General features: G+C 60.4%; 25 protein-coding genes. 19 read left to right on the forward strand and 6 right to left on the reverse strand.

Going from position 1 to position 24821, the window contains the following annotated elements:
- Positions 1-4: 4 nt before the first annotated feature.
- Positions 5-700 (reverse strand): CoA transferase subunit B, encoded by a 696-nt coding sequence (locus tag OK142_RS15860; RefSeq protein ID WP_082184838.1) that lies wholly within the window; start codon positions 698-700, stop codon positions 5-7.
- Positions 697-1404: a 3-oxoacid CoA-transferase subunit A gene (locus OK142_RS15865; RefSeq protein WP_498683818.1), complete on the reverse strand. Its 708-nt coding sequence runs from the start codon at positions 1402-1404 to the stop codon at positions 697-699. The genes OK142_RS15860 and OK142_RS15865 overlap by 4 nt, the downstream gene beginning before the upstream one ends.
- A gap of 138 nt (positions 1405-1542) precedes the next feature.
- Here OK142_RS15865 and OK142_RS15870 point away from each other — a divergent pair, with 138 nt between their 5' ends.
- The gene (locus OK142_RS15870) at positions 1543-2304 is read left to right on the forward strand and encodes an IclR family transcriptional regulator (protein ID WP_498683819.1); all 762 of its coding nucleotides are present in this window, start codon (positions 1543-1545) and stop codon (positions 2302-2304) included.
- On the opposite strand, the gene OK142_RS15875 is transcribed toward OK142_RS15870, so the two are convergent.
- Entirely contained in the window at positions 2274-3197 is a 924-nt protein-coding gene (locus OK142_RS15875; protein ID WP_498683820.1) for a helix-turn-helix domain-containing protein, read from the reverse strand. The genes OK142_RS15870 and OK142_RS15875 overlap by 31 nt on opposite strands.
- Before the next feature lie 121 nt (positions 3198-3318).
- Here OK142_RS15875 and pobA point away from each other — a divergent pair, with 121 nt between their 5' ends.
- The gene (pobA, locus tag OK142_RS15880) at positions 3319-4491 is read left to right on the forward strand and encodes a 4-hydroxybenzoate 3-monooxygenase (protein WP_498683822.1); all 1173 of its coding nucleotides are present in this window, start codon (positions 3319-3321) and stop codon (positions 4489-4491) included.
- Positions 4492-4711: 220 nt separating this feature from the next.
- Here the strand turns inward: pobA and pcaQ are convergent, their stop codons facing one another.
- Positions 4712-5653: a pca operon transcription factor PcaQ gene (gene pcaQ / locus OK142_RS15885; RefSeq protein ID WP_313610260.1), complete on the reverse strand. Its 942-nt coding sequence runs from the start codon at positions 5651-5653 to the stop codon at positions 4712-4714.
- A 94-nt stretch (positions 5654-5747) separates the two neighbouring features.
- On the opposite strand from pcaQ, the gene pcaD reads away from it, so the two are divergent.
- The 11 genes from pcaD to aroQ all read left to right on the forward strand — a co-directional run bounded on the left by pcaD (position 5748) and on the right by aroQ (position 14247).
- The gene (gene pcaD / locus OK142_RS15890; protein ID WP_313610258.1) at positions 5748-6545 is read left to right on the forward strand and encodes a 3-oxoadipate enol-lactonase; all 798 of its coding nucleotides are present in this window, start codon (positions 5748-5750) and stop codon (positions 6543-6545) included.
- A 3-nt stretch (positions 6546-6548) separates the two neighbouring features.
- Positions 6549-6983 carry a 4-carboxymuconolactone decarboxylase gene (gene pcaC, locus OK142_RS15895; protein WP_498683824.1) on the forward strand — a complete coding sequence of 145 codons (435 nt, stop codon included), beginning with the start codon at positions 6549-6551 and terminating at the stop codon, positions 6981-6983.
- A complete protein-coding gene (pcaH, locus tag OK142_RS15900; protein ID WP_082184844.1) occupies positions 6980-7720 on the forward strand; it encodes a protocatechuate 3,4-dioxygenase subunit beta in 741 nt (246 codons plus the stop codon). The genes pcaC and pcaH overlap by 4 nt, the downstream gene beginning before the upstream one ends.
- A gap of 2 nt (positions 7721-7722) precedes the next feature.
- Complete coding sequence (gene pcaG, locus OK142_RS15905) at positions 7723-8343, forward strand: protocatechuate 3,4-dioxygenase subunit alpha (protein WP_498683826.1); 621 nt, start codon at positions 7723-7725, stop codon at positions 8341-8343.
- Positions 8344-8361: 18 nt separating this feature from the next.
- Positions 8362-9423, forward strand: coding sequence for a 3-carboxy-cis,cis-muconate cycloisomerase (locus tag OK142_RS15910; RefSeq protein WP_498683828.1), 1062 nt, complete (start codon positions 8362-8364; stop codon positions 9421-9423).
- A gap of 366 nt (positions 9424-9789) precedes the next feature.
- On the forward strand, positions 9790-10458 hold the full coding sequence (locus tag OK142_RS15915) for an amino acid ABC transporter permease (protein ID WP_082184847.1): 669 nt from the start codon (positions 9790-9792) through the stop codon (positions 10456-10458).
- Between the two features lie 10 nt (positions 10459-10468).
- Entirely contained in the window at positions 10469-11119 is a 651-nt protein-coding gene (locus tag OK142_RS15920) for an amino acid ABC transporter permease (protein ID WP_498683830.1), read from the forward strand.
- Positions 11120-11161: 42 nt separating this feature from the next.
- On the forward strand, positions 11162-12001 hold the full coding sequence (locus OK142_RS15925) for a transporter substrate-binding domain-containing protein (RefSeq protein WP_137039661.1): 840 nt from the start codon (positions 11162-11164) through the stop codon (positions 11999-12001).
- 13 nt (positions 12002-12014) lie between these two features.
- Positions 12015-12776: an amino acid ABC transporter ATP-binding protein gene (locus tag OK142_RS15930; RefSeq protein ID WP_137039660.1), complete on the forward strand. Its 762-nt coding sequence runs from the start codon at positions 12015-12017 to the stop codon at positions 12774-12776.
- Positions 12777-12937: 161 nt separating this feature from the next.
- The gene (locus tag OK142_RS15935; RefSeq protein WP_498683832.1) at positions 12938-13807 is read left to right on the forward strand and encodes a shikimate dehydrogenase; all 870 of its coding nucleotides are present in this window, start codon (positions 12938-12940) and stop codon (positions 13805-13807) included.
- Positions 13804-14247 carry a type II 3-dehydroquinate dehydratase gene (gene aroQ, locus OK142_RS15940; RefSeq protein WP_498683833.1) on the forward strand — a complete coding sequence of 148 codons (444 nt, stop codon included), beginning with the start codon at positions 13804-13806 and terminating at the stop codon, positions 14245-14247. The genes OK142_RS15935 and aroQ overlap by 4 nt, the downstream gene beginning before the upstream one ends.
- Here the strand turns inward: aroQ and OK142_RS15945 are convergent.
- Entirely contained in the window at positions 14222-14914 is a 693-nt protein-coding gene (locus OK142_RS15945; protein WP_003499210.1) for a TetR/AcrR family transcriptional regulator, read from the reverse strand. The two genes, aroQ and OK142_RS15945, sit on opposite strands and share 26 nt — an antisense overlap.
- A 121-nt stretch (positions 14915-15035) precedes the next feature.
- Between OK142_RS15945 and OK142_RS15950 the strand changes: the two genes are divergently transcribed.
- Positions 15036-16937, forward strand: a complete 1902-nt coding sequence (locus OK142_RS15950; RefSeq protein WP_498683835.1) for a bifunctional sugar phosphate isomerase/epimerase/4-hydroxyphenylpyruvate dioxygenase family protein — start codon at positions 15036-15038, stop codon at positions 16935-16937.
- A 2-nt stretch (positions 16938-16939) separates the two neighbouring features.
- Here OK142_RS15950 and OK142_RS15955 read toward each other — a convergent pair whose 3' ends face one another.
- On the reverse strand, positions 16940-17233 hold the full coding sequence (locus tag OK142_RS15955) for a putative quinol monooxygenase (RefSeq protein WP_082184852.1): 294 nt from the start codon (positions 17231-17233) through the stop codon (positions 16940-16942).
- 583 nt (positions 17234-17816) lie between these two features.
- On the opposite strand from OK142_RS15955, the gene OK142_RS15960 reads away from it, so the two are divergent.
- The 5 genes from OK142_RS15960 to OK142_RS15980 all read left to right on the forward strand — a co-directional run bounded on the left by OK142_RS15960 (position 17817) and on the right by OK142_RS15980 (position 24810).
- Complete coding sequence (locus OK142_RS15960; RefSeq protein ID WP_498683836.1) at positions 17817-19637, forward strand: ABC transporter ATP-binding protein; 1821 nt, start codon at positions 17817-17819, stop codon at positions 19635-19637.
- A 43-nt stretch (positions 19638-19680) separates the two neighbouring features.
- Positions 19681-21216 (forward strand): ABC transporter substrate-binding protein, encoded by a 1536-nt coding sequence (locus OK142_RS15965; RefSeq protein ID WP_082184854.1) that lies wholly within the window; start codon positions 19681-19683, stop codon positions 21214-21216.
- Between the two features lie 76 nt (positions 21217-21292).
- Positions 21293-22216, forward strand: a complete 924-nt coding sequence (locus OK142_RS15970) for an ABC transporter permease (RefSeq protein ID WP_003499197.1) — start codon at positions 21293-21295, stop codon at positions 22214-22216.
- A gap of 6 nt (positions 22217-22222) precedes the next feature.
- Positions 22223-23071: an ABC transporter permease gene (locus OK142_RS15975; RefSeq protein ID WP_004430999.1), complete on the forward strand. Its 849-nt coding sequence runs from the start codon at positions 22223-22225 to the stop codon at positions 23069-23071.
- Between the two features lie 5 nt (positions 23072-23076).
- Positions 23077-24810 (forward strand): M14 family metallopeptidase, encoded by a 1734-nt coding sequence (locus tag OK142_RS15980; RefSeq protein WP_498683841.1) that lies wholly within the window; start codon positions 23077-23079, stop codon positions 24808-24810.
- Positions 24811-24821 lie beyond the last annotated feature (11 nt).

The following is a 24821-nucleotide window of genomic DNA, read 5'->3' on the forward strand; positions in this document are numbered from 1 at the left end:
TTCCTCACAGTTCCGGGGCGACAAGATCGGCGACTTCGCCATCGATATGGAGAGGCGCGCCGGTCATGGCCTGCAATTCATCGAAGCTCATCGCCGCCAGTTTTTCGCGCAGCACAAAGCGGCCATCCACCACGTCGATCACCGCATGGCTGGTATAGATGCGGGTGATGCAGCCGACGCCGGTCAGCGGAAAGGCGCATTTTTCAACGAGCTTAGGTTCGCCGTTCTTGGTCACATGTTCGGTGATGACGAAAACCTGCTTTGCGCCATGCACCAGATCCATGGCGCCGCCGACGGCCGGCACGCCCTTGGAGCCGACGCGCCAATTGGCGAGATCGCCGTTCTGCGCCACCTGATAAGCCCCAAGGATCGCCACATCCAGATGCCCGCCGCGCACCATGGCGAAGCTGTCGGCATGGTGGAAGAAGGAAGCGCCGGGTTTCAGCGTCACGGCTTTCTTGCCGGCATTGATGAGGTTCCAGTCTTCCTCGCCTTCCGGCGGCGCCTCACCGAAATTCAGGATGCCGTTTTCGGTGTGGAAAATGGCCTGACGGCCGGGCGGCTGGTACCGCGCCACCATTTCGGGAAAGCCGATGCCGAGATTGACGTAAGCGCCGTCCTCAATGTCCTGCGCCGCGCGCCAGGCGATCTGGGCGTTGGAAAGCTTGATGTCTTCGCGTGTGTCGATGGTCTGGGTCATGCGTAGGCTACTCCCGCGCGAATGAGAACTTCTTCCTGCTGCGGATCGGGGATTTCCACGACGCCGTTGACGAAGATGCCGGGGGTGACGACATGCTCGGGGTCGATCTCACCGGCAGCGACGATCTTCGAAACCTGGGCGATGGTGGTTTTCGCGGCCATGCACATCAGCGGGTTAAAATTGCGGCCCGCCTTGTTGTAGGTGAGGTTGCCATAGGTATCGCCGAGCTCGGCCTTGACGATGGCGAAATCCGCCTTCAACCAGCGTTCCTGCACGTAAGAGCGGCCGTCGAACTCGGCGATGGGCTTGCCATTGGCAAGCTCGGTGCCGAAGGCGGTCGGGGTGTAAAACGCCGGAATGCCGGCACCGCCGGCACGGATACGCTCGGCGAGCGTGCCCTGCGGCACAAGTTCCAGCTCAATCTCGCCAGCCAGATATCTGTCGGTGAAGGCGCGCGGATCGGATGAACGCGGGAACGAGCAGATCATCTTCCTGACCATGCCCGCATCGATCATCGCGGCGATGCCGATGCGGCCATTACCCGCATTGTTGTTGATCACCGTCAGGTTCTTCGGGCACTTGTCGATCAGCGCGTGGATCAGCTCGATGGGCGCGCCGGAGCCGCCAAAACCGCCGATCATCACCGTCGCGCCATCGCCGATGCCTGAAATGGCATCAGTCGCGCTGTTGATTGTCTTGTCCATATCACTCCTCCATCCAGCCGAACGGATGGGACCGCCAAGGCTGCGTGGCCCCAGAGGTAAATCCGAAACCGGCTCGACGGCAAGGATTTTGTGCGCTATATGATTTTTGTTCGTATATCGCACAAACGGAGCCGCGACATGGCCGTCAATGAAAGAGACATGATGGGCGGTCTCGCCAAGGGATTGAAGGTCATCGAGGCTTTCAGCGCCGAGCGTCCGCGCCTCTCCATTTCCGATGCGGCTGACATCGCGGGCCTTGACCGCGCCACCACGCGGCGCTGCCTGCTGACACTTTCGGAACTCGGATACGCCGCCTATGACGGCAAGTTCTTCACCGTGACACCCAAGGTTCTGCGGCTCGGCACCGGCTGCCTCGCCACCATGCCGCTGCCGCGCATCGTCCAGCCGCTGCTGGATCGTCTGTCGGAAGAGATCGGCCAGAGCACCTCCGTCTCCATTCTGGATGAAACTGAAATCGTCTATGTGGCGCGCGCCGCCCAGCAGCGGGTCATGTCCATCGCGCTCATGCCCGGTTCGCGCCTGCCCGCCTACTGCACGTCGATGGGCCGCGTTCTGCTCTCGGTTCAAACGCCGGAGCGGCAGCGCGAGGTTCTGGAAAACTCGAGGCTAGTGGCGCGCACGGAAAAGACGATCATTGCCGTGGATGCCCTGCTTGCCGAAATCGAGGCGACCGGCAATCGCGGTTATGCCCTGATTGATCAGGAGGTGGAGGTCGGCCTCCGTTCCATCGCCGTGCCGGTAAAAACCGTGCGCGGGCAGACGGTCGCAGCGCTCAATGTCGGGCTTGCCGCCTCCGTCGCCTCGATGGACGATCTGGTGGAACGTTATCTGCCAGCACTTCTCGCCGTTCAGCGGGAGCTGGGAAGAATGCTTGTCTGAGGCAGCATCTGCCGCATGCCGGAATCCCCCATTTTCCGCTGCTCCGCAAGCCGCCAGGCGCGGGGCGTCATGCCGGTTTCCCGCTTGAAAAAGCGATTGAAATAGGCCGGATCGGCGAAACCGAGACCTTCCGCGATCATCTGCACGGTGGAGACCGTAAAGATCAGCTCCTGCTGGGCGATCTCGATCTGGCGCCTGGCGACGAGCCGTTGCAGGCTGAGGCCACAAACGGAACGGACGAGGCGGTTGAGATGCGTCTCGGAAAGGCCGAGCTTCTGCGCATAAAACTCCGCCTTGCGCGGCTCGCGAATATGCCGGGCGATCAGCGACAGCAATAATTCGAAGCGCCGCTCCGCAAGCCCTTCACCAGAGCTTTCCATCAGGGGCCGCATCGCCCGCGCCAGAAGCGTGACGACGGAGGCCAGCTGGCCTTCGATCATGGCGTCGCGGCCGATTTCGCGAGCCTCATATTCCCCGGAAATATGTTCGAAGCCGCTGCGCAGCCGATCGCCATCCGTGAAGCCCTGTAATGGCAACAGGACCGGCTGCTGGAAATTTCGGAGCAGCAGCGCCTGCACGGATGCGGGAAGGGCACCGGGCAGCACCGTGACGATCACCCCGCCAATATCACGCGAAAACCGAAAGCCGTGTTCGAAACCCGGCGGCACGACAATGGCCACCGGCGGGCGGATGGCCTCGATGCGGCCGTCCAGCAGCGCATCGCCCTCGCCGCCCCAAATGTACAAGATTTGCAGAAACGCCGAATGGCGATGAAGACCGATTTCGAAACGATGCAGGCTGCTTCGCGAAAAAAGCGTCTCGCAATGAAAGCGGAAATCAGTGCCTTGTGCCGCCTCCTCGCCATATAATCCTTCATTGGCCGCAACCCGCATATCACCACGCCTTCCCTCACCATGGTCGAATTGTGCAATTTACAGATCAGAAAGTCCATTGAGCTTGTGAGCCGCCTTGGTCAATTTGCTGTTGGGAGATCATTTTAGGAGGAAACAAACCATGCGCACGAAAGTCGTTATCATCGGCTCCGGCCCCTCGGGTCTGCTTCTTGGCCAGCTGCTTGCCAATGAGGGCATCGACACCGTCATTCTCGACCGCGCCGGCAAGGATTATATCCTCGGCCGCGTCCGCGCCGGTGTGCTGGAAGAAGACACGGTGCACCTTCTGGAAAAGGTTGGCGCTGATAAACGCCTGCACAGGGAGGGCCTGCCGCATGATGGTTTTTCGCTGACCTTCGACGGGCGAGACCACCGTGTGGACCTCTTCGACCTGACCGGCGGCAAACGCGTGATGGTCTACGGCCAGACGGAGGTGACGCATGACCTGATGGATGTGCGCGAAAAGGCCGGGCTCTCGACGATCTATGAGGCAGCGAATGTCGAGCCGCATGATTTCGATGGCGCCAGCCCCTATGTCACCTATGAGAAAGACGGCGTAACCCACCGGATCGATTGTGATTTTATTGCCGGCTGCGATGGTTTCCACGGCGTCAGCCGCAAATCGGTGCCTGAGGGCGCGATCAAGGAATTCGAGAAGGTCTATCCTTTCGGCTGGCTCGGCATTCTGGCGGAAGTGCCGCCCGTCAGCCACGAACTCATCTATGCCAACCATCCGCGCGGTTTTGCACTCTGTTCCATGCGCTCGCACACCCGCAGCCGTTATTACCTGCAATGTTCGCTGGAAGACCGGCCGGAGGACTGGAGCGACGAACGGTTCTGGGATGAAATCCGCCGCCGCCTGCCGGAGAACCATGCCGATGCCCTGGTAACGGGACCCTCGTTTGAAAAATCCATCGCGCCGCTTCGGTCCTTTGTCTGCGAACCGATGCGTTTCGGGCGGCTGTTTCTGGCCGGCGATGCCGCCCATATCGTGCCGCCGACAGGCGCAAAGGGCCTCAACCTTGCCGCCAGCGACGTGCATTATCTGAGCGAAGCGCTGATCGAATTTTACGGCGAAGGGTCAGAGGCGGGCATCGATTCCTATTCGCAGAAGGCGCTCTCCCGTGTGTGGAAGGCCGTCCGTTTTTCCTGGTGGATGACGACGATGATGCATCGTTTCCCAGATACCGGCGACTTCGGCCAGCGCATTCAGGAAGCGGAACTGGATTATCTCGTCCACTCCCGTGCCGCTTCCACAGCACTTGCGGAAAATTATGTCGGGCTTCCTTATTAGGAGACCCAGGCCGACAAAGCCGCATAAGACAGGGCAGCTTGTTAATCTGTAGCATTTCCGTCTCCGTCACCCCGGACCTGATCCGGGGTCCAGCGCGATCAACTCCTTGATCGCGGAAGACTCTTTTCACGGCGCAGACGCGCCGTGGCTGGATTCCGGCTCAAGGCCGGAATGACGGAGAGGGATTGCTCGGACTTTGTCATCAGCCTTTGCTTGCTTCTCAGGAGGCCGCCTCCGATTTCGGGTCCAGCAACTCACTCGCGGTCTCGCGGATGGCCTGCATCAGCAGCGACAGCGGCAATGACGGCTGGGTATCGGCCCTGACCGTCAGACCGACCGGGCCGCTGGTATCACCGGTATCAACCGGCAGGATCGCCAGAATGCCATCAGCCACATCGGCCGCGATCACACCTTCCGAAATGATCCAGACGGCATCGCTGGTGCGCAGATACGCCCGGCCGAAAGCATCCGATACCGTCTCGATGCGGATCGGCAGGGCCGGCACGCCATTGGCGATCAGGAACTGCTCAACGATGGGGCCGATGACGGATTGCCGTGTCGGCATCAGCACGGGAAACTCGTGAAGCCGGTCGAAAATCGAAACGCCTTGAGCGAGCAGCGGGTGGCCGGCGCGCACCACGAAACGCACTTTTTCGGAATAGAGGTGCTCGAAGGAAAAGCCCGTCATTTTCTGCGGCGCGGCCAGACGTCCGACAACGAGGTCCAGATCGCCGACACGTAACTGCTCCAGAAGCACGGCGTTTTCACCGGTGACGATCTTGACCGGGCTGCCGGTCTTTTCCGCGAGAAACCCCGCCATCGCCTTCGGCATGATCCGGACGGAAACAGTCGGCAGGGCGCCGACCCTGACGGGAGGACCGGCGCGCGCCGCCTCCTGCGAAACCGAATCGACCGCCTGCCGTAGCGCCGTCATCGTCGCGCCCGCATGGCGCAGGAATACCTCGCCATAACGGCTGATGCGGATGCCGCGTCCCTCGCGGTCGAACAGCGAGACACCGAGAATATCTTCCAGCTCACGGATCGTCTTCGTCACCGCCGGCTGGCTGACATGCAGGATTTCCGAGGCGCGGATGACGCTTTTCTGGCGCGCCACCTCCACGAAGGTTTGCAGGTGCCGGAACTTTATACGTTGATCGACCATCGCTCATATAATCCATGGGTTATGATTTTCATCGATAATGTCATTTTACTTAACCGGAACGCGCTTGCAATATCCTTGGCAGGAGGAGCACATCATGCATTTTCTGCGCTGTGGCGAAAACGCGATCCATTACCGTGCGCACGGATTGGAAAGCGGCAAGCCGGTCATCGCCTTCATCAATTCGCTTGGCACCGACTTCCGCATCTGGGATGCGGTGATCGAAACGCTTGGCGATGATTATGCCTTCATCCTGCACGACAAGCGCGGCCACGGGCTTTCCGATGTCGGGCACGCGCCCTATTCGATATATGATCATGCCGGCGACCTGATCGACCTGCTCGATCATCTCGGCGTCAAGAGTGCGATCATCTGGGGATTGTCGGTCGGTGGTCTGATCGCCCAGGGTGTTTATGCCCGACGCCCCGATCTCGTCCGTGCCCTCGTGCTCAGCAACACTGCCCACAGGATCGGCACGGCCGAGATGTGGAATGCCCGCATCGACAAGATCGCCGCTGACGGCCTTGCCTCGCTGGTCGATCCTGTCATGGAGCGCTGGTTCACACCCGCCTTCCGCCGGCCGGATAATGCCGACTATAACGGCGCGCGTAACATGCTGTCGCAACAGCCGGAAGCCGGTTACAGCGGCACCTGCGCCGCCATTCGTGATGCGGATTTCACGAAAGAGGCAGGCCGCATCGCTGTTCCGACACTGTGTGTGGCGGGTGATGAGGACGGCTCGACCCCGCCCGCGCTGGTCAAGTCGCTGGCGGACCTCATTCCCGCCAGCCGCTTCGTCACCATCGGCAGCTGCGGCCATATCCCCTGCCTTGAACAGCCGCTCGCCTACACACAGGCGGCCTCAATTTTTCTGAAGACCTTGCCGGAGCACTGACAGATGGCGGAAAATATCGACAAGAACGACAGATTTGAGCAGGGCATGAAAACCCGCCGCGCCGTGCTCGGCGATGCCCATGTGGATCGCGCGCAGACGGTGACGACCGGGTTCGACCAGCCTTTCCAGCAGCTCATCACCGAAGCGGCGTGGGGCTCGGTATGGTCCGGCAACCACTGGACGAAGCGCGAGCGTTCGATGGTCACCATCGCCCTGCTTGCCGCGCTGGGCCAGGATGAAGAGCTTGCCATGCATGTGCGCGCCACCGTCAATACCGGCGCAACCGAGGCGGATATTCGCGAGGCGCTGCTGCATGTGGCGATCTATGCCGGCGTGCCCGCCGCCAACCACGCTTTCAAGATCGCCAAGCTTGCCCTTACCAGCATGAAAGCCGATAGTTCCCCTGATAATTCTGACGATGGGGAGGAGACGAAATGAGCAATCAAGCGCCCGAGACAGGGCCGTTCTTCGCACGCGACCGTGATATTCACCCGCTACCCTATTCGCCGGGTTACAAGACATCGATCCTGCGCTCGCCGCAGCGTGCGCTGATTTCGCTTGAAGGCACAAAAAGCGAGATCACCGGCCCCGTCTTCGGGCATGGCATGCTGAACGAGCTGGATAATGATCTCATCCTCAATTACGCCCGCCCCGGCGAAATGCCTGTTGGCCCGCGCCTCCTCGTGCATGGCCGGGTGCTGGACGAGCGCGGCCGCGGTGTGGATGGCGCGCTGGTGGAATTCTGGCAGGCCAATGCCGGCGGGCGTTACCGCCACAAGAAGGAAAGCTACCTCGCCGCCATCGATCCGAATTTCGGCGGCGTCGGCCGCACGATCACCGATGAGAACGGCTATTACTGGTTCAAGACCATCCAGCCCGGCGCTTACCCCTGGCCGAACGGCGTCAATGACTGGCGCCCGGCCCATATCCATTTCTCGGTCTTCGGCCATGGCTTTGCCCAGCGTCTCATCACCCAGATGTATTTCGAGGGCGATCCGCTGATCTGGAAATGTCCGATCGTCAAAACCATTCCGGACGAGGATGCGATCAGGAGACTCATTGCGCCGCTGGACATGAATGCGACGCTGCCCATGGACATGCTGGCCTATAAATTCGATATCGTTTTGCGCGGTCGCCGCTCGACCCTTTTCGAAAACCGCAAGGAAGGCAACTGATCATGGTCCAGTCCCTCGGTTATCTCAAGGAAACCGCCTCGCAGACGGCGGGCCCCTATGTGCATATCGGCTGCACTCCCAATTTCGTCGGCATCGAAGGCGTATTCGAAAAGGATCTCGGCTCCGGTGCGCTCTATAACGACAAGGCCCGCGGCGAGCGCATCAGCGTGCGCGGCACGGTTTATGACGGCGCTGGCATGCCGCTGAAGGATGCGCTCATCGAGATCTGGCAGGCGGATAAGGACGGTTATTACAACAGCCCGAGCGAAACGCGCGGCAAGGCCGATCCGAATTTCATCGGCTGGGGCCGATCGCCGGGCGACATGGACACCGGCGAATTCATTTTCGAAACGATCAGGCCCGGCACGGTGCCGTTCCGGGATGGCCGGCCGATGGCGCCGCACATCACCTTCTGGATCGTCGCGCGCGGCATCAATATCGGCCTGCAGACCCGCATGTATTTTCCCGAGGAAGAGACGGCCAATGCGGCCGACCCGGTTCTTGCCCGCGTCGAGCAGAAAAGCCGCATCGCCACGCTTGTTGCCAGGAAGGAAGAGGGAAACATCTATCGTTTCGATATTCGCCTTCAGGGCGAAGGCGAGACGGTGTTTTTCGATATCTGAGCGAAAGCGAAACCTGAAATGAGCCTTTCCCCCTTCGAACATTCGTTTCTCTCCGGCCTTTTCGGCGACAGCGAGATCGTTGAGCTGTTTTCAGCGAGAGCGGATATCGACGCCATGGTCCGTTTCGAAACGGCCTTGGCGCAGGCGGAAGCGCAGGCAGGCGTCATTCGGGAAGAGGCTGCGGAGGCGATCGTCTTGGGGCTTGCCGACTTTGCCGCCGATATGACCGCACTTCGCCACGGCGTTGCGAAAGACGGTGTGGTCGTGCCGGAGCTGATCCGGCAGATGCGGGCGGCGGTGGCAGGGCATTCAGCAGACAAGGTGCATTTCGGCGCGACCAGCCAGGATGTCATCGATACCAGCCTGATGCTGCGGCTGAAGATGGCGGCGGAAATCATCGCTACCCGCCTTGGCCACCTCATCGATACGCTCGGGGACCTTGCCTCCCGCGACGGCCATAACCGGCTGACGGGCTATACCCGCATGCAGGCCGCCATCGACATTACCGTTGCCGATCGGGCGGCGAGCTGGACCAATCCGCTCGAGCGACATCTGCTGCGGCTCGAAACCTTTGCGCAGAATGGCTTTGCCCTCCAGTTCGGCGGCGCGGCCGGCACGCTGGAAAAGCTCGGCGACAATGCGGGCGCGGTCCGCGCCGATCTCGCAAAACGGCTTGGCCTTGCCGACAGACCGCAATGGCACAGCCAGCGGGACGGTATCGCCGAATTTGCCAATCTGCTGTCACTCGTCACGGGAACGCTCGGCAAGTTCGGGCAGGACATTGCGCTCATGGCCGAACTCGGCACGCAGATCCGCCTCTCCGGCGGCGGCGGTTCGTCGGCCATGCCGCACAAGCAGAATCCGGTCAATGCGGAAACGCTGGTGACGCTTTCGCGCTTCAACGCCGTGCAGATTTCGGCACTGCACCAGTCCCTCATCCACGAACAGGAACGGTCCGGTGCGGGGTGGATGCTGGAATGGCTGTCGCTTCCGCAAATGGTGACGGCAACGGGAGCCTCGCTGCTGATCGCCGAACGGCTCGCCGGGCAGATTGACAGGCTGGGAGCTGACGAAAACTAGCCGGAAGGCCGGATGGTTTTTACTAGAAGACAGTTTCTCGGACGTTTTCGTGGCGGAGCCGAGGCAGCGTCGCCGCGCGTCTAAATTGCTTGCGCTGTTTCGCTTTAGCTATTGATATAAAACAACTTTCTTAAAAGAAGAAAACGAAGAAAAAACCGCTTTGAAGCCGTTTTTAACCGGACACGGCGCTTGACACAAAAATGAACTAACTGGTACAAACATTCACGTTAAAGCCTGCCGGGAAAGAAGAATAAGAGCTTCCGTGGCGGGACGAGACAAATGGAGGGCTTTGGGGCCACAGGGTTTCCAAGGCGATGCGAACAAGGCGAAACGCCTGTTCGGACCCGAATGGGTTTGGGAGGAAGAATGTCTTACAGTCTCGATTTTTCGGCGGTCATAGACCGCCTGCCCGAGCTGCTTTTGGCCTGTCTTGCGACGATCGGCCTTGCTATTGCCGGCATGTCGCTCGCAACCGTCATCGGGGTTCTCGGTGTCGTTGCCCGCCGCTCGCGGTACAAGCTGCTGCGCGGCCTGGTCATCGGCTTTGTCGAGGCCATCCGCAACACGCCGTTTCTGGTGCAGATATTCTTCATTTTCTTCGCGCTGCCGCAGATCGGCATCAAGCTCAACCCCACCGTCACCGCCATCATTGCGCTGGCTCTGAACGGCGGCGCCTATGCCATTGAAATCATTCGTGGCGGCGTGGATTCCATTCCCAAGGGCCAGGTGGAAGCGGGCCTCGCGCTCGGCCTGCACCGGTCGCAGATATTCCGCCATATCATTCTGAAGCCGGCGCTGCGCGCGGTTTATCCGTCGCTGACCAGCCAGTTCATCATGCTGACGCTGACCACCTCGGTCTGCACCTCGATTGCCGCTTATGAGCTGACCTCAGTGGCCCAGAAGATCGAGGCGGACACTTTCCGGTCGTTTGAGGTCTATTTCTCGATCACGCTGCTTTATCTGGTCATTTCCTCGCTGATGATGGGCATCTTCTCGCTCGTCTCCCGCGCGTCGTTCAGCTATCCGGTCAAGTGAGGAAAAGACAATGGAAACCATCGGTCCCAACCAACTCTTCTTCCTGCTGCAAGGCCTGAAATGGACGCTTGCGCTGACCGTGATCGGCTTCATCGGCGGCGGCGTCTTCGGCCTTTGCGTGGCGCTTGCCCGCGTTGCCGATAATGCCATGATCCAGCGCGCGAGCACCGGCTATATCGCCGTCTTCCAGGGCACACCGCTCCTGATGCAGCTTTTCGTCGTTTATTACGGCGTGGCGCTCGCGGGCCTCAATGTCGACGCCTGGATTGCTGTCGCCATCGCCTTCACCCTGCATGCCAGCGCCTTTCTCGGTGAAATCTGGCGGGGCGGCATCCAGGCTGTGCCGAAGGGCCAGACGGAAGCCGCCAATGCGCTCGGCCTGCATTATGTCTCGCGCATGAAGGATGTGATCCTGCCGCAGGCCTTCAAGATTTCGCTGCCCGCCACCATCGGTTTTCTGGTGCAGCTCATCAAGGGCACCTCGCTTGCGGCCATCGTCGGCTTCGTTGAGCTGTCCCGCGCCGGCCAGATCGTCTCCAACCAGACATTCCGCCCGCTCACCGTCTTCGCCGTCGTCGGCATCATGTATTTCCTGATCTGCTGGCCGCTTTCCCTGTGGGGCGCCGGCGTCGAGAAGCGGCTGCAGGCCGCATCCCGCTAAACGTCACTACCATCTCATCAGCTTTGTAAGGAGGAGCAAAAGATGAAAGCCAGGACTATGAAATTCTCACGTCGCACCCTGCTCGCGCTTGCCGCGGCAACGGTTGCCCTGCCCTTTGTCGCGCCGGTCGATGCTTTCGCCGGCACGGTGGAAGAGGCCAAGGCCAAGGGCAAGGTCGTCATCGGCATTCAAGGCGACAATTCGCCCTGGGGCTTCGTCAATTCGAGCGGCGTGCAGGACGGTCTCGATGCCGATATCGGCAAGGCCTTTGCCGATTATCTCGGCGTCAAGGCGGAGTTCGTGCCGCTTGCCGTGGCAAACCGCATTCCGGCTCTTCTGACCGGCAAGGTGGACCTGCTTTTCGCAACCATGGGCATGACCGCCGAGCGCGCCAAGACCATCCAGTACTCCAAGCCCTATGCCGGCAACGTTCTCTCCGTCTACGGACCAAAAGACAAGAAGATCGCCGGCTATGACGATCTGACCGGCGTTGCCGTTGGCGTGCCGAAGTCGAGCGCCATGGATACGTCGATCACGGCAGGTGCGGGCTCGAAGGCCAATATCCTGCGCTTTGATGATGACGCCGCCAATATTCAGGCGCTCATCTCCGGCCAGGTCGAAGTTGTTGGCGGCAACCAGTTTTATGGCGACCGCCTGAACAAGGCGGCCGAGGGCAAATACGAGCCGAAGTTCGATCTGACGACGCTTTATAACGGCGCCGGCACCCGTCCGGGTGAAAAGGACTGGAACGAGACCGTCAACGCCTTCCTCGACAAGATCAAGTCCGACGGTCAGCTGACCAAAATCTACGACAAGTGGATGAAGCGCGAAGTTCCGGCCTTCCCGGACAGCCTGCCTGACATCCCGTTCACCGTGAAGTAAGCAGGAGGTTTCCATGCCGCAATCCGCCACTGCCGAGGTTCCGCTTATCGCCCTTCAAGGGGTTGGAAAGTGGTATGGAGCCTTCCATGCGCTTAAGAATGTCAACATGACGGTTCGCAAGGGTGAGAAAATCGTCCTTTGCGGCCCGTCGGGTTCGGGAAAATCCACCCTGATCCGCTGCATCAACCATCTGGAGGAAATCCAGGAGGGCAAGATCACGGTTGAAGGGACCACGCTTTCGGATTCCAGCCGCGCCATTGATGCGGTTCGCCGCGAGGTGGGCATGGTGTTCCAGAGCTTCAATCTCTTCCCCCACAAGACCATCATGGAAAACTGCACGCTGGCGCCCATGCGCGTGAAGGGCCTGTCGAAAGCAGATGCGGAGGCGACGGCGCGCAAATATCTCGAGCGCGTGCGCATTCTCAATCAGGCCGATAAATATCCAGCCCAGCTTTCCGGCGGACAGCAGCAGCGCGCGGCGATTGCCCGGGCGCTCTGCATGGAGCCGAAAGCCATGCTGTTCGATGAGCCGACTTCGGCGCTCGATCCGGAAATGGTGAAGGAAGTGCTCGACACCATGATCGGCCTTGCCCGCGATGGCATGACGATGATCTGCGTCACCCATGAAATGGGTTTTGCCCGGCAGGTGGCCGACCGCGTGGTCTTCATGTCGGAAGGCGAAATCATCGAGGAAGGCCCGCCGGAAGAATTCTTCAGCGACCCCAAGCACCAGCGTACCCGCACCTTCCTCGGCGAGATTCTCGCCCACCACTGAGGTTTCATATCTGCCCTCAGACCTGTGGCGACCTCTCTGCATACACCACGTCATCCTCGGGTTTAACCCGAGGACGAGGCGACGAAGGAGAGGTTTCAAAACCTCGCCAGCAACCCGAAGGCAGGCGGAGCCCGCCCCGAACCGACGAACGACACCGGATCATGACAGAAGCAAACTCCTTCAAGGTCGGCCTGATTGGCGCCGACATACAGCTTTCCAAGTCGCCGGCGCTGCACATGCGCGAGGGTGCCGCCCACGGACTCGACTATTCCTATGAGCTTGTCGACGTGACCGCCCGAAAACTGCCGGCAAGCGCTCTTCCCGATCTGCTCCATGAGCTGGAAGCGCGCGGCTTTGCCGGCACCAACATCACCCATCCCTTCAAGCAGGCGGTCATTGCCCATCTGGATGAATTGTCTGACGATGCCCGCATGCTCGGCGCGGTCAACACCGTCGTCTTCCGGGACGGCCGTCGCATCGGTCACAATACCGACTGGTACGGTTTTTACGAGAGCTTCGTGCGCGGCTTGCCGGATGCGAAGCGGGATCGCGCGCTGCTCGTCGGCGCGGGTGGGGCGGGCGTTGCGGTAGCCCATGCCGCGCTGAAGCTCGACATCGCCCGCCTCGACATCTTCGACCGCGAGTTTGAACGGGCCGAACGACTGGCTCTGGAGCTCAATGCCCGTTTCGGCGAAGGCCGCGCCTTTGCCGTTCAAGATCCGGCTGCCTCCCTGCCCTTCGCCGATGGCATCATCCATGCGACGCCGATGGGCATGCCCGCCCATCCCGGCATGCCAGTATCAGCTGATCTCATCGAGCAGCGGCACTGGGTGGCCGATATCGTCTATATGCCTCTTGTCACAGAACTTCTGGCGACGGCGGCGAAAAAGGGCTGTCGCACCCTGCCCGGCGGCGGCATGACCGTGTTCCAGGCCGTCGGCGCGTTCCGCCTCTTCTGCGGCCGCGAGCCGGATGCGGAACGCATGACGGCGCATTTCACCGAACTTTGCATGGCGGAGGGTGTAGCATGAGCCTTTTCACCATCCTCAATGGCCCTAACCTCAATCTGCTCGGCCAGCGCCAGCCGGAAATCTACGGCCATGAAACCATGGCCGATGTGGAAGCCAACTGCCGTGGGATAACGGCTGCCGCCGGCCATGAGCTGTTCTTTGCCCAAAGCAACCGAGAATATGAGCTAATCGACTGGATTCACGCAGCGCGGGGCAAATCATCGGGCATCGTCATCAATCCCGGTGCCTTTACCCATACGTCGGTGGCGATCCTCGACGCGCTCAACGCCTTCGAAGCGCCTGTCATCGAGGTTCATATTTCCAACATCCACAAACGCGAGGTCTTCCGCCATCATTCCTACGTCTCGACGCGCGCCGAAGGCGTGATTGCCGGTCTCGGCATCGAAGGTTACGAGGTGGCGCTGCGCCATCTCATCAACCGTCTTTCCCGATCTTCGTGATATGGTCGGGCGTCAGCACATAACGCAACACCATGTCGCTGACATGCCGCGACAATGTTTCCTGCCCCTTATCGGTAAACAGGCCGTCGCCGAAGATGAACGAGAAGGTCGCGACGTTCGAGACGTTGAAGAAGGACAGCGCACTGATCTGCCAGTGCAGTTCCAGCGCGTCGATGCCGTTACGGAAGATGCCGCGCTTCTGGCCGCGCAGCAGCACGCCTTCCAGCGCATCGATGGCCGGCCGGTTGAGCTGGCGGATCGTTTCGGACGTTTGCATGTGACGCCCGTGATGGATGTTCTCGATCATCACCATTCTTATGAAAGCCGGATTGCGGCGGTGATGGTCGAAGGTGAACCGACAGAGCTTGTCGAGTGCAGCAATCGGCTCAAGGTCGTCCAGTTCCAGGTCGCTCTCGCCGCCACGCACCTTGGCGTAAGCTTCCTCAAGAACGCGCTGGTAAAGCCCTTCCTTGTCGGCAAAATAATAATAGATCATCCGCTTGGAGGTGCGCGTGCGAGCCGCGATCTCATCGATGCGCGCGCCAGACAGTCCGTTTTGCGAAAACTCCTCCATCGCGACCGAAAGAATGTCGCGACGCACCCCTTCCGGATCGCGCTTCGCCTGTCGGATTTCGCCGGTGCCGTTCGAAGTTGCGCTTTTTGCCATGATCCATCCATTCGCAGGGCGGGCGGCTTGCGGCCGCACCCTTACTATTAACCAATCAGTACATAACGCTGAAAAGGAACGCAATATGGCCAGCGACAACAGAGGCAAACAGAGCATGCCAATGCGGACATCCATCGCGACCGTGTCCATCAGCGGCGAATTCCCCGAAAAACTGGCGGCCATCGCCAGGGCCGGTTTCAGCGGCGTGGAGATTTTCGAAAACGATTTCCTGACCTATGACGCTTCCCCACGCGAGGTAAAGGCGCTTGTCGCCGATCACGGGCTGGATATCACCCTTTTCCAGCCTTTCCGCGATTTTGAAGGCATGCCGGAGCCGCACCGCGCCCGCGCCTTCGAAAGGGCTGAACGGAAATTCGACATCATGGGCGAACTCGGCACCGATCTGATGCTGATCTGCTCCAACGTGTCGCCCGTATCGCTCGGCGGCATCGACCGCGCCGCCGCCGATTTCCATCAACTTGGGGAACTTGCGGCAAAACACGGCGTACGTGTCGGTTACGAGGCGCTAGCCTGGGGCCGCCACATCAGCGACCACCGTGACGCATGGGAAGTGGTTCGCCGCGCCGATCACGCCAATGTCGGCATCATTCTCGACAGTTTCCACACGCTGTCGCGCAAGATAGATCCCAACTCGATCCGCTCCATTCCCGGCGACAAGATTTTCATCGTGCAGCTGGCCGATGCGCCGCTGATCGACATGGACCTGCTCTACTGGAGCCGTCACTTCCGCAATATGCCGGGTGAAGGCGACCTGCCGGTGGTGGATTTCATGCGCGCTGTCGCCGCGACCGGTTATAGCGGCCCGCTGTCGCTCGAAATCTTCAACGACCAGTTTCGCGGCGGCTCGGCCCGCCTGCTTGCCGAAGACGGCCACCGCTCGCTCATCAACCTTATGGACCAGGTGCGCCGGCTTGAACCCGATATCCGCATCGAAGTGCCCGCCATGCCCGAACGGGTCGAGACGCAAGGGGTGGAGTTCGTCGAATTCACCACGGCACCTGAGGAAAAGGCCAATCTGGAGACCTTGCTCGCCACGCTCGGCTTTGAAAAAACCGCAAGGCACCGCAATCGCGACGTCGATCTTTATACGCAGGGCGATATTCGCATCGTCATCAATACCGGCGGCACCGGCGACAGTTTCGCCGGCGCGTCCTATTCCATCCATGGCACCAACGCCTATGCTTTCGGCCTGAAGGTGAATGATGCGCAAGCAGCCCTTGCGCGGGCGGAAGCGCTCGGCGCACCGACCTTTGCAGAGCCGCGAAAATCGGGCGAGGTCGCCGTTCCCGCCATCCAGGGCGTGGGCAACGGCGTCATCTATTTCCTCGACGGTTCGCCGGCACTCGCTTCCATATGGGACAAGGAATTCACGCCGACGGAAGGTCAGGCCGGGAAGGGCGATGCCCAGCTGACACGCATCGATCACCTTGCGCAAACAACGCATTACGATGAAATGCTGACCTGGCTTCTGTTCTATACATCGCTGTTTTCGACACGCCGCACGCCGATGGTCGATGTGGTCGATCCGGGCGGCCTGATACGCAGCCAGGCGATCGAAAGCGTGCCGTCGCCGCATTTCCGCCTGACCATGAACGGCGCCGACAATCGCAAGACCTTCGCCGGCAAATTTCTGGCCGAAGGTTTCGGCACCAGCATCCAGCACATCGCCTTCGCCACCGATGATATCTTCGCCACCGCGAAAGCGATGCAGGCGCGCGGTTTTCATGCCCTGCCGATCTCGCGCAATTATTACGACGATCTGGAGGCCCGCTTCGGGCTGGCACCGGAATTCTCCGATGCGCTGCGGGAAGCGAGCATCCTCTATGACCGTGACGACAATGGCGAGTATTTCCAGATCTACAGCCGCACCTTCGGCGAGGGTTTCTTTTTCGAAATCATCGAAAGGCGCGGCGCCTATGCCGGTTATGGCGCCATGAACGCCCCCTTCCGCATCGCCGCGCAACGGCGTCTGGCGCCTCCGGTCGGCATGCCGAAGGAATAAGCCTACTCAAGCGTCGTTATATTATAGTCACGCGGAATGGCGGATGTCGCAGCAAACCATTCGGACGCGCGCGTTCGCTGCTGATGAAAATCAAAGGCGGCGCGATCCACAAAAAGCTCTTCCACGCTCCAGATCAGCGGGTCGTCGGTCTGAGACACGTCAAAGGAAATACAGCCCGGCTCAGCCCTGGTCAGGCGGAGGTGGTCGGGAAGATGGGTTTTCACACATTGAACATCCTCCACCGATGCGCAACGCAGGAAGCCGGATAGCCTGACCGCACCCGTTCTATTCGTCATATATTCTGTATCCTTTATTCACCCTGTAACACGAGCAGCGGTACAATCGCCTACAATTGCGACATCGCGACAAAATTTGCCCGCTTATCCTTCCTCCGTCATCCTCGGCTTGACCCAAGGATACATCGACTTCAACGGGTTATGGATCCTCGGGTCAAGCCCGAGGATGACGTCGAATATATCGGAGCCGTTATCGATCTCCGACACCTCGCTCAAAATAAATGCACTTGCGCATTTGTAGAGCAGTACACAAAAATTGTTCAACACTCTGGACATGATTGTCCGGTTTTGTTAGCTTTTTTGTAAAACAAGGGTGGGGAATACAAGTTCATGCGCATCATCGATTCTGAGGCCGACGCCGTGCATTTTGCTGGCACCGATGAGGTTGCCTGTGGCGCTTGGTCGGCAGCGGCAGACGCGCATCGCGCTGATGGCGCGGCCTGAAACACCATGGACTTTGTTTTAACACTCCCATCCTCCGGTACGGCGTTTTATACTGCGCGCCTGCCCCGCACCCCTGCCCCTTCACTATTTCAGATGGCCGCGCCGGCATTGCCGCGCATGCCGAGCCGGAGACGCTGATATGACTGCCGCAAACCGCAACGCCCTCCTCTCGGTCGAAAGTCTGAGCGTTGAGTTCGGCGACAGCCGCGTCGTGGACGATATTTCCTTCACCGTGGAAGCCGGCAGGACGGTGGCGATCGTCGGCGAGTCCGGATCGGGCAAGTCGGTCACCTCGCTCTCGACAATGCGTCTTGCGGACATGATGGGCGCGAATTACCCGGCAGGTCGCATCCTGTTCGAAGGCAGGGACCTGCTGAAGGCCTCGCAGAAGGAGATGCGATCGATCCGCGGCAAGGAGATCGCCATGATCTTCCAGGAGCCGATGACATCGCTGAACCCGGTCTTCACCATCGGTGACCAGATCTGCGAAGTGCTTGTTCTGCACGAGAAAATGGGCAAGGCGGCAGCCATGGCCGAAGCGAAGACGCTGCTCGACATGGTACGGTTGCCCGATGCGGCCGAGCTGTTGCACCGTTATCCGCACCAGCTTTCCGGCGGCATGCGCCAGCGCGTGATGATCGCCATGGCGCTCGCCTGTCGGCCGAAGCTCTTGATCGCCGACGAACCGACAACGGCGCTTGACGTCACCATTCAGGCGCAGATCCTCAACATCATGCGCGACCTGCAAAAGAAGCTCGGCATGGGCATGGTCTTCATCACCCATGATATGGGCGTGGTGGCGGAAATGGCCGATGACGTCGTCGTCATGTGGAAGGGCAAGAAGGTCGAGGAAGGTCCGGTCAAGGATATCTTCGCCAATCCGCAGCACCCCTATACGCGGGCGCTGCTCTCCGCCGTTCCACGTCTCGGCAGCATGACCGGCGAAGAGTTTCCCAAGCGCCTGCCGCTCACCGTGCTGCAGGATGGCCAGCCGGTCGTGGTTGGCGAGGAACGGGTGCAGAACACCGCGAAGTATGACGAGAAGCCGCTGCTTTCGGTCCGCGACCTGTTCGTTCGTTTCGATATTCGCAAGAACCTGTTCGGCAAGGCGACGCACCGTTGCAGCGCCGTGCAGAAGGTCAGCTTCGACATCCACGCCGGCGAGACGCTGGCGCTGGTCGGTGAATCCGGTTCGGGCAAATCCACCATCGGCCGCACCATCCAGCAGCTGCAATCGGCGGTGTCGGGCGAGATATCCTTCAACGGCCGCAGCTATTCCGAGATGTCGGCGGCGGAACGTTTCCGCATGCGGCAGGAAGTGCAATATATCTTCCAGGACCCCTTCGCCTCGCTCGATCCGCGCAAGACGGTCGGCTTCTCGATTGCCGAGCCGATCAACACCCATGGTTTGATCAATGATCAGAAGGCCGTAAGGCGGCGCGTGCATGAACTGCTGGAACGTGTGGGCCTGAGTTCAGAACATGCGTCGCGGTATCCGCACGAATTTTCGGGCGGCCAGCGGCAGCGCGTCTGCATTGCCCGCGCGCTCGCCTCCGATCCGAAGCTCATCATCGCCGACGAAGCGCTGTCGGCGCTTGATGTCTCCATCCAGGCGCAGATCATCAATCTGTTCATGGACCTGCAGGCGGAACGGGGTCTCGCTTACCTGTTCATCAGCCATGACATGGCGGTGGTGGAAAAGATGAGCCACCGTGTCGCCGTGCTTTATCTCGGCCAGATCATGGAAATGGGCAGCCGCCAGCAGGTCTTCGAAACGCCGACGCATGATTATACGCGCCGCCTGCTTTCCGCAGTGCCGGTTGCCGATCCCCTGATCGAGCGCCGCATCGCCATGATCGAGGGCGAAATTCCCAATCCCGTGCGCCGCGTCGGTGATGAGCCCGCCATTCTCGCCCATGAGGAAATCAATCCAGGCCACTTCATCGCGAAGAGCGCCTGAATAACCGCGAAAAAATCGCAACCATCTGAAGAGGAACAGGTAGATGACAAAGATCAAAAAGGGGATGACGGCAACGTTCGTCGCGCTTGCGCTGGCCGGCACGGCCTTCACCGCAGCGCCGGCTTTCGCCGCCGGCAAGATGACCATTTCCAGCCCGCAGGACCCCGGCAGCTGGGATCCGATCGACACCTTCCTCGTGCAATGGGCGGCTGTGGCCACCAACATCTTTGACGGCCTGACCTATCGTGGTCCGGACCTGAAGCTCGTGCCCGGCCTTGCCGAATCCTGGGAAGAGCTGGACGAAGGCAAGCGCATCCGCTTCAAGCTGCGCCAGAACGTCAAGTTCCATAATGGCGAGCCCTTCAACGCCGCTGCCGTCAAGTTCACCTTCGAGCGCCTTCTCGGCGAACAGGGTGCCAAGGGCCCGCAGCGCTCCAACTATGTCGCCATCGAAAGCGTCGACGTCATCGACGATTATACGGTGGACATGAAGCTGAAGGCTCCCGATCCGGTTCTTCTGACCAAGCTTGCCGGTTATGGCGGCATGATTGTTCCGCCGAAATACATTCAGGAAAAGGGTGAGGACAATTTCAACCTCAACCCCGTTGGCACCGGCGCGTTCAAATTCGTTTCCTATGCGCCGAAGACCAATATCAAGCTCGAAGCCAATGCGGATTACTGGGGCGGCGCGCCGAAGCTTTCCGAACTGGAATACCGCTTCATCGCCGAGCCCGCGACCGCCGTTGCAGAACTGCAGGCCGGCCGCGTCGATCTCGTCATTCCGCCCACCATCCCGATCGGCATGATCCCGGTTATCGAAGGCGATTCCAAGCTGGAGATCGTCAGCGTTCCCGGCCCGACGGTGGATGCGCTGCGTTTCAACACCCGTGACGGCATCACCGCCGATCCCAAGGTGCGCAAGGCCATCATCATGGCCGTTGACCGCGGCACGATCGTCAAGTCGATCCTTGCCGGTCAGGCCTCGGAAATCGCCAGCTTCCAGAGCGCGCTGTCATTCGGTTACGACGCCGATCTGAAGCCACTGCCTTACGATCCGGAAGGCGCAAAAAAGCTGCTCGCGGAAGCCGGCGTCAAGCCGGGTGCGGCGCTGCAGATCGATATCAGAGGCAACGACGCGACGATGAACGAAGTGGCGCAGGTCATTTCCAGCTATCTGTCCATGGTCGGCATCACCGCCACCATCAAGCCCTATGAGACCAACGTGCTGCTGAACGACATCATCCCGCAGGGCAAGACCGGCGCGATGTTCCAGCAGAAATGGGGCGGCTGGACCTTCGATTACGACAACACGGCCTATTCCATGTACCATTCGGGTGAAAAGTGGAATCCTTACGACAAGGACGAAAAGCTGGACAAGCTCCTGGAATCGCAGCGCCCGCTGACCGACCGTGCCGAGCGCGAAAAGATCCTCAAGGAAGTCGGCGCCTATGCTGCCGAGCGCGCGCTGGAAGTTCCGCTTTACAACACCAATGCCATTTACGGCATCAACAAGCGGGTCAAGGGTTTCGTGGCACCGCCGGATAACCGCCTGAAGCTGACCGACGTCACCGTCGAATAATCAGGCTTATCCTCCCTAAAAGCGCCTTGCCCGCCATTCCGCGGGCAAGGTCGGGTCTCTCTTCAAGGTAAAAAACGTGGCCGGTTTCCTCATCAAGCGATTGCTGCAGGCGATTTTCGTCGTCATCGCCATCACCCTTCTCGTTTCCTTCGCCATTCGCCTCACCGGCGATCCGGCTGTCACCATGTTCCAGGGCGGCGGCAGCATGACGGAAGACGATCTGGCGCGCATCCGCGCGGCGCTGGGCACCGACCGGCCGTTCTTCGTGCAATATTTCAGCTTCCTGAAAGGCCTGGTAACGCTGGATTTCGGCCGTAGCTTCACCGGCAGCACGCCGGTATCGCGTCTCATAGCCGACGCCCTGCCCGCCACGCTGCTTCTCGCCTTCATCTCCATGGCGGTGTCGATTGCGCTTTCCATTCCGCTCGGCATCAAGGCCGCGACCTCGCGCGGCAAGACGGCCGATCAGGTGATCCGCATCTTCTCGCTCGTCGGCCTGTCCTTCCCCAATTTCTGGCTGGCCACCATGCTGGTGCTCCTGTTCTCCATCACGCTCGGCTGGCTGCCGCCAAGCGGCATGGGCGGCTTTGCAAGCTACATCATGCCATCAGTTACCATGGGCGTGATCCTGACCGCCACCAATGTGCGCCTGGTGCGCACGGCCATGCTCGATACGCTGCGCTCGCAATATGTCATGGTGGCGCGCGCCAAGGGCCTCAGCGAAAACAAGGTGCTTTACAAGCATGCGCTGCGTAACTGCGCCATTCCGCTGATTACCTATTTCGGCCTGCAATTCGGCGGGCTTCTGGGCGGCATCGTCGTCATCGAGCGTGTCTTCAACTGGCCGGGTCTCGGCACGCTCGCCTTCGATGCGGTGGGCGCGCGCGACTATCCCGTGCTTCAGGCCGTCATCACCGTGCTGTCGCTGATGATCGTCGGCATCAACCTTCTGGTCGATATCGCCTACGGGCTGGTCGATCCGCGCATCCGCACGGAGTAATTGACGATGGCTGCCAAAACTTCGCGCCTGTCGCGCTTCAACAATCTCGAATTCATCCTCGGCGCCCTGCTTACCGTCGTCATCTGCCTTGCCGTTCTTCTCTCCGACGTGCTGTTTCCGGGCGGTGCCGAAAAGATCGACCTGATGGCGCGCCTTGCCAAGCCCTTCACTAGCGCCGCCCATCCGCTCGGCACCGATCCGCTCGGCCGTGACGTGCTGGCCCGTGTCGTGGCCGGCGGCAAGATTTCGCTGCTCGTCGGTTTCACCTCGGTCATCGGTGCCGTGGTCTTCGGCGTGATCGTCGGTCTGGTCGCCGGTTATTATCGCGGATTCTGGGATATGCTGGTCATGCGCTTTGCCGATATCCAGCTCGCCATGCCCTTCATTCTGCTAGCCATCACCTTCATCGCCATTGTCGGCGGCAGCCTCACCAACACCATCATCCTGCTGATCGTGTCGCAATGGGTGCAATATGCCAGGCTTGTGCGCGGCTCGGTGCTGACGCTTCGCGAACGGGAATTCATCCTGTCCGCCCGCGCCATCGGCGTGAAGGACTGGCGCATCATCCTCCAGCACCTGCTGCCGAACCTGATCGGTCCGGTGATCGTGCTGATGACGCTCAACGTCGCCAACAACATTCTCCTGGAAAGCAGCCTCACCTTTCTCGGCCTCGGCGTCGATCCGACCATTCCGAGCTGGGGCGGCATGCTGGCGGATGGCCGCACCTATCTGCAGACGGCATGGTGGGTCAGCGTCTTCCCCGGTCTTGCCATCCTTCTCACCGTACTTGGCCTCAACCTTCTCGGCGACTGGCTGCGCGACAGCCTCGACCCCACCGGCAGAACCTCGAGGTAACCCAGATGAGCCAGATTTTCGACCAGACCTTCCAGCGTACTCTGGATGCGCTTCTCGCCAATGCCGCGCCCGGCCAGTCCTTCGAGGCATGGACGTTCGATGACGCCAAAAGCCGCCGCGAGGCCGAAGAAAGGCTGAAGAGAAAAGGCGTCAGTGCCCGCATCCGCAGTGCCTACAAGCCGCTTCTCTTCACCTTCCTGGAAGAGATCAATCTGCATGGCGCCGAAGCCATCGAGGTGCATTACCCGGTGCACGCCAATGCACCCGCCAATCGTTTCCGGCTGGAGGCCTATCCGCTGGCGGCACTAGTCGGTGACGCGAAGATCGACTTTATCGCCCGCGACGACGATGCCTTCCATTATGACGTGACGCTCAAGCGTGGCGACCGGACGGAGACGCTGACGGTCCTGGCGCCAAACCGCGTTCACAACGATGTCGTCGGCGAAACCAATGTCTCGCCAACCGGCTGGTTCCGTCCGGCCGGTGACGTTACGGGCGAGCGGTTGGAGACGGATTACGAGCAGCTTTTCGAAGCGGCAATCAATGCCGTTGCCAACCACGGCTGGGGCAATGAAGAACCCTATTTCGAGGAACTGAACATCCGTGTCGCGCATCCGGCCGAAGACATGGCCCTGCCGGTTGGCGACGAGGTGGTCAGCCTGCGTGAAGCGCTGCACGAGGATTTCTATTTCTCGCTGCTGGAATTCTTCCAGAAGAAATCCGGCCGGCCGCTGGGCGACCGGGGCCTGAAACCCGGCCAGATCGTTCCGGAAATCGTCAGGAGCAACGGCGACGTTTCGGTCCGCATCGAAACCCGTGCGCTCACCACCACTTTCCTTGATGGCAAGGAGCAGCCGGTTGATACGGCCAGCGAACCGGTGGCGGCAGGCCAGATCGCCGCACTGCTGGAGAAAATCGGCGGCGAAGCCTTCGAGGCCCGCTCGCGGTCGGGCCGCGTCCTTGCGGCGCGTTATGTCGCCGGCAGCGATGCCGCCGTGATGATCAGCGGCGGCCAGCATCCCAATGAGACCACCGGCATCGTCGGCGCCATCCGCGCCGCCCGCACACTCGTTGAAAGACGGAGCGCGCATTTCACCATTTCACCGCTGGAAAACCCCGACGGTTATGCCCTGCACCAGCGGCTGCGCGCCGACAATCCGCGCCACATGCACCATGCGGCACGATACACGGCGCTCGGCGACGATCTCGAATATCGCACACGGGAAAATTCGGGCGTTCATCTCAACGAGAAGGAAATCCGTTTCAGCGCGCAGGACATGAGCGGCGCCAGCCTGCATGTGAACCTGCACGGTTATCCCTCGCACGAATGGACCCGGCCACTTTCCGGTTATGTGCCGCGCAACTTCGCCATGTGGACCCTGCCGAAAGGCTTCTTCCTCATCATCCGCCACCATGCGGATTGGGAAAGACAGGCGGAAGCCCTGCTCGACCGGGTTACCCGCCATCTCGGCGCCATTCCCGGCCTCGTGGACTACAACAACCGCCAGATCGCGCTTTATGAGATCCACGCCGGCGAAACCGGTTTCCGCATCATCAACGGCTTCCCCTGCCTGTCGTCCATCGACGACCGCCACACCGTGCCGATGACGCTGATCACCGAATATCCCGATGAGACGATCTACGGCGACGACTTCATCACCGGCCATACGGCGCAGATGGAAACGGTTCTCTCCGCTTACGACGCGTGGCAGGAAATCCTGGTCGGCGAAGTGGCCTGATCCAGTAGCCG

It is taken from the genome of Agrobacterium sp. BT-220-3 (assembly GCF_025910175.1).
Taxonomy (GTDB): Bacteria; Pseudomonadota; Alphaproteobacteria; order Rhizobiales; family Rhizobiaceae; genus Agrobacterium; species Agrobacterium oryzihabitans.

Excerpts from the sequence above, each read along its gene's own strand:
- OK142_RS15860 (WP_082184838.1), bottom strand. The coding sequence starts at position 700 with ATGACCCAGACCATCGACACACGCGAAGACATCAAGCTTTCCAACGCC.
- OK142_RS15865 (WP_498683818.1), bottom strand. The coding sequence starts at position 1,404 with ATGGACAAGACAATCAACAGCGCGACTGATGCCATTTCAGGCATCGGC.
- OK142_RS15870 (WP_498683819.1), top strand. The coding sequence starts at position 1,543 with ATGGCCGTCAATGAAAGAGACATGATGGGCGGTCTCGCCAAGGGATTG.
- OK142_RS15875 (WP_498683820.1), bottom strand. The coding sequence starts at position 3,197 with ATGCGGGTTGCGGCCAATGAAGGATTATATGGCGAGGAGGCGGCACAA.
- pobA (WP_498683822.1), top strand. The coding sequence starts at position 3,319 with ATGCGCACGAAAGTCGTTATCATCGGCTCCGGCCCCTCGGGTCTGCTT.
- pcaQ (WP_313610260.1), bottom strand. The coding sequence starts at position 5,653 with ATGGTCGATCAACGTATAAAGTTCCGGCACCTGCAAACCTTCGTGGAG.
- pcaD (WP_313610258.1), top strand. The coding sequence starts at position 5,748 with ATGCATTTTCTGCGCTGTGGCGAAAACGCGATCCATTACCGTGCGCAC.
- pcaC (WP_498683824.1), top strand. The coding sequence starts at position 6,549 with ATGGCGGAAAATATCGACAAGAACGACAGATTTGAGCAGGGCATGAAA.
- pcaH (WP_082184844.1), top strand. The coding sequence starts at position 6,980 with ATGAGCAATCAAGCGCCCGAGACAGGGCCGTTCTTCGCACGCGACCGT.
- pcaG (WP_498683826.1), top strand. The coding sequence starts at position 7,723 with ATGGTCCAGTCCCTCGGTTATCTCAAGGAAACCGCCTCGCAGACGGCG.
- OK142_RS15910 (WP_498683828.1), top strand. The coding sequence starts at position 8,362 with ATGAGCCTTTCCCCCTTCGAACATTCGTTTCTCTCCGGCCTTTTCGGC.
- OK142_RS15915 (WP_082184847.1), top strand. The coding sequence starts at position 9,790 with ATGTCTTACAGTCTCGATTTTTCGGCGGTCATAGACCGCCTGCCCGAG.
- OK142_RS15920 (WP_498683830.1), top strand. The coding sequence starts at position 10,469 with ATGGAAACCATCGGTCCCAACCAACTCTTCTTCCTGCTGCAAGGCCTG.
- OK142_RS15925 (WP_137039661.1), top strand. The coding sequence starts at position 11,162 with ATGAAAGCCAGGACTATGAAATTCTCACGTCGCACCCTGCTCGCGCTT.
- OK142_RS15930 (WP_137039660.1), top strand. The coding sequence starts at position 12,015 with ATGCCGCAATCCGCCACTGCCGAGGTTCCGCTTATCGCCCTTCAAGGG.
- OK142_RS15935 (WP_498683832.1), top strand. The coding sequence starts at position 12,938 with ATGACAGAAGCAAACTCCTTCAAGGTCGGCCTGATTGGCGCCGACATA.
- aroQ (WP_498683833.1), top strand. The coding sequence starts at position 13,804 with ATGAGCCTTTTCACCATCCTCAATGGCCCTAACCTCAATCTGCTCGGC.
- OK142_RS15945 (WP_003499210.1), bottom strand. The coding sequence starts at position 14,914 with ATGGCAAAAAGCGCAACTTCGAACGGCACCGGCGAAATCCGACAGGCG.
- OK142_RS15950 (WP_498683835.1), top strand. The coding sequence starts at position 15,036 with ATGCGGACATCCATCGCGACCGTGTCCATCAGCGGCGAATTCCCCGAA.
- OK142_RS15955 (WP_082184852.1), bottom strand. The coding sequence starts at position 17,233 with ATGACGAATAGAACGGGTGCGGTCAGGCTATCCGGCTTCCTGCGTTGC.
- OK142_RS15960 (WP_498683836.1), top strand. The coding sequence starts at position 17,817 with ATGACTGCCGCAAACCGCAACGCCCTCCTCTCGGTCGAAAGTCTGAGC.
- OK142_RS15965 (WP_082184854.1), top strand. The coding sequence starts at position 19,681 with ATGACAAAGATCAAAAAGGGGATGACGGCAACGTTCGTCGCGCTTGCG.
- OK142_RS15975 (WP_004430999.1), top strand. The coding sequence starts at position 22,223 with ATGGCTGCCAAAACTTCGCGCCTGTCGCGCTTCAACAATCTCGAATTC.
- OK142_RS15980 (WP_498683841.1), top strand. The coding sequence starts at position 23,077 with ATGAGCCAGATTTTCGACCAGACCTTCCAGCGTACTCTGGATGCGCTT.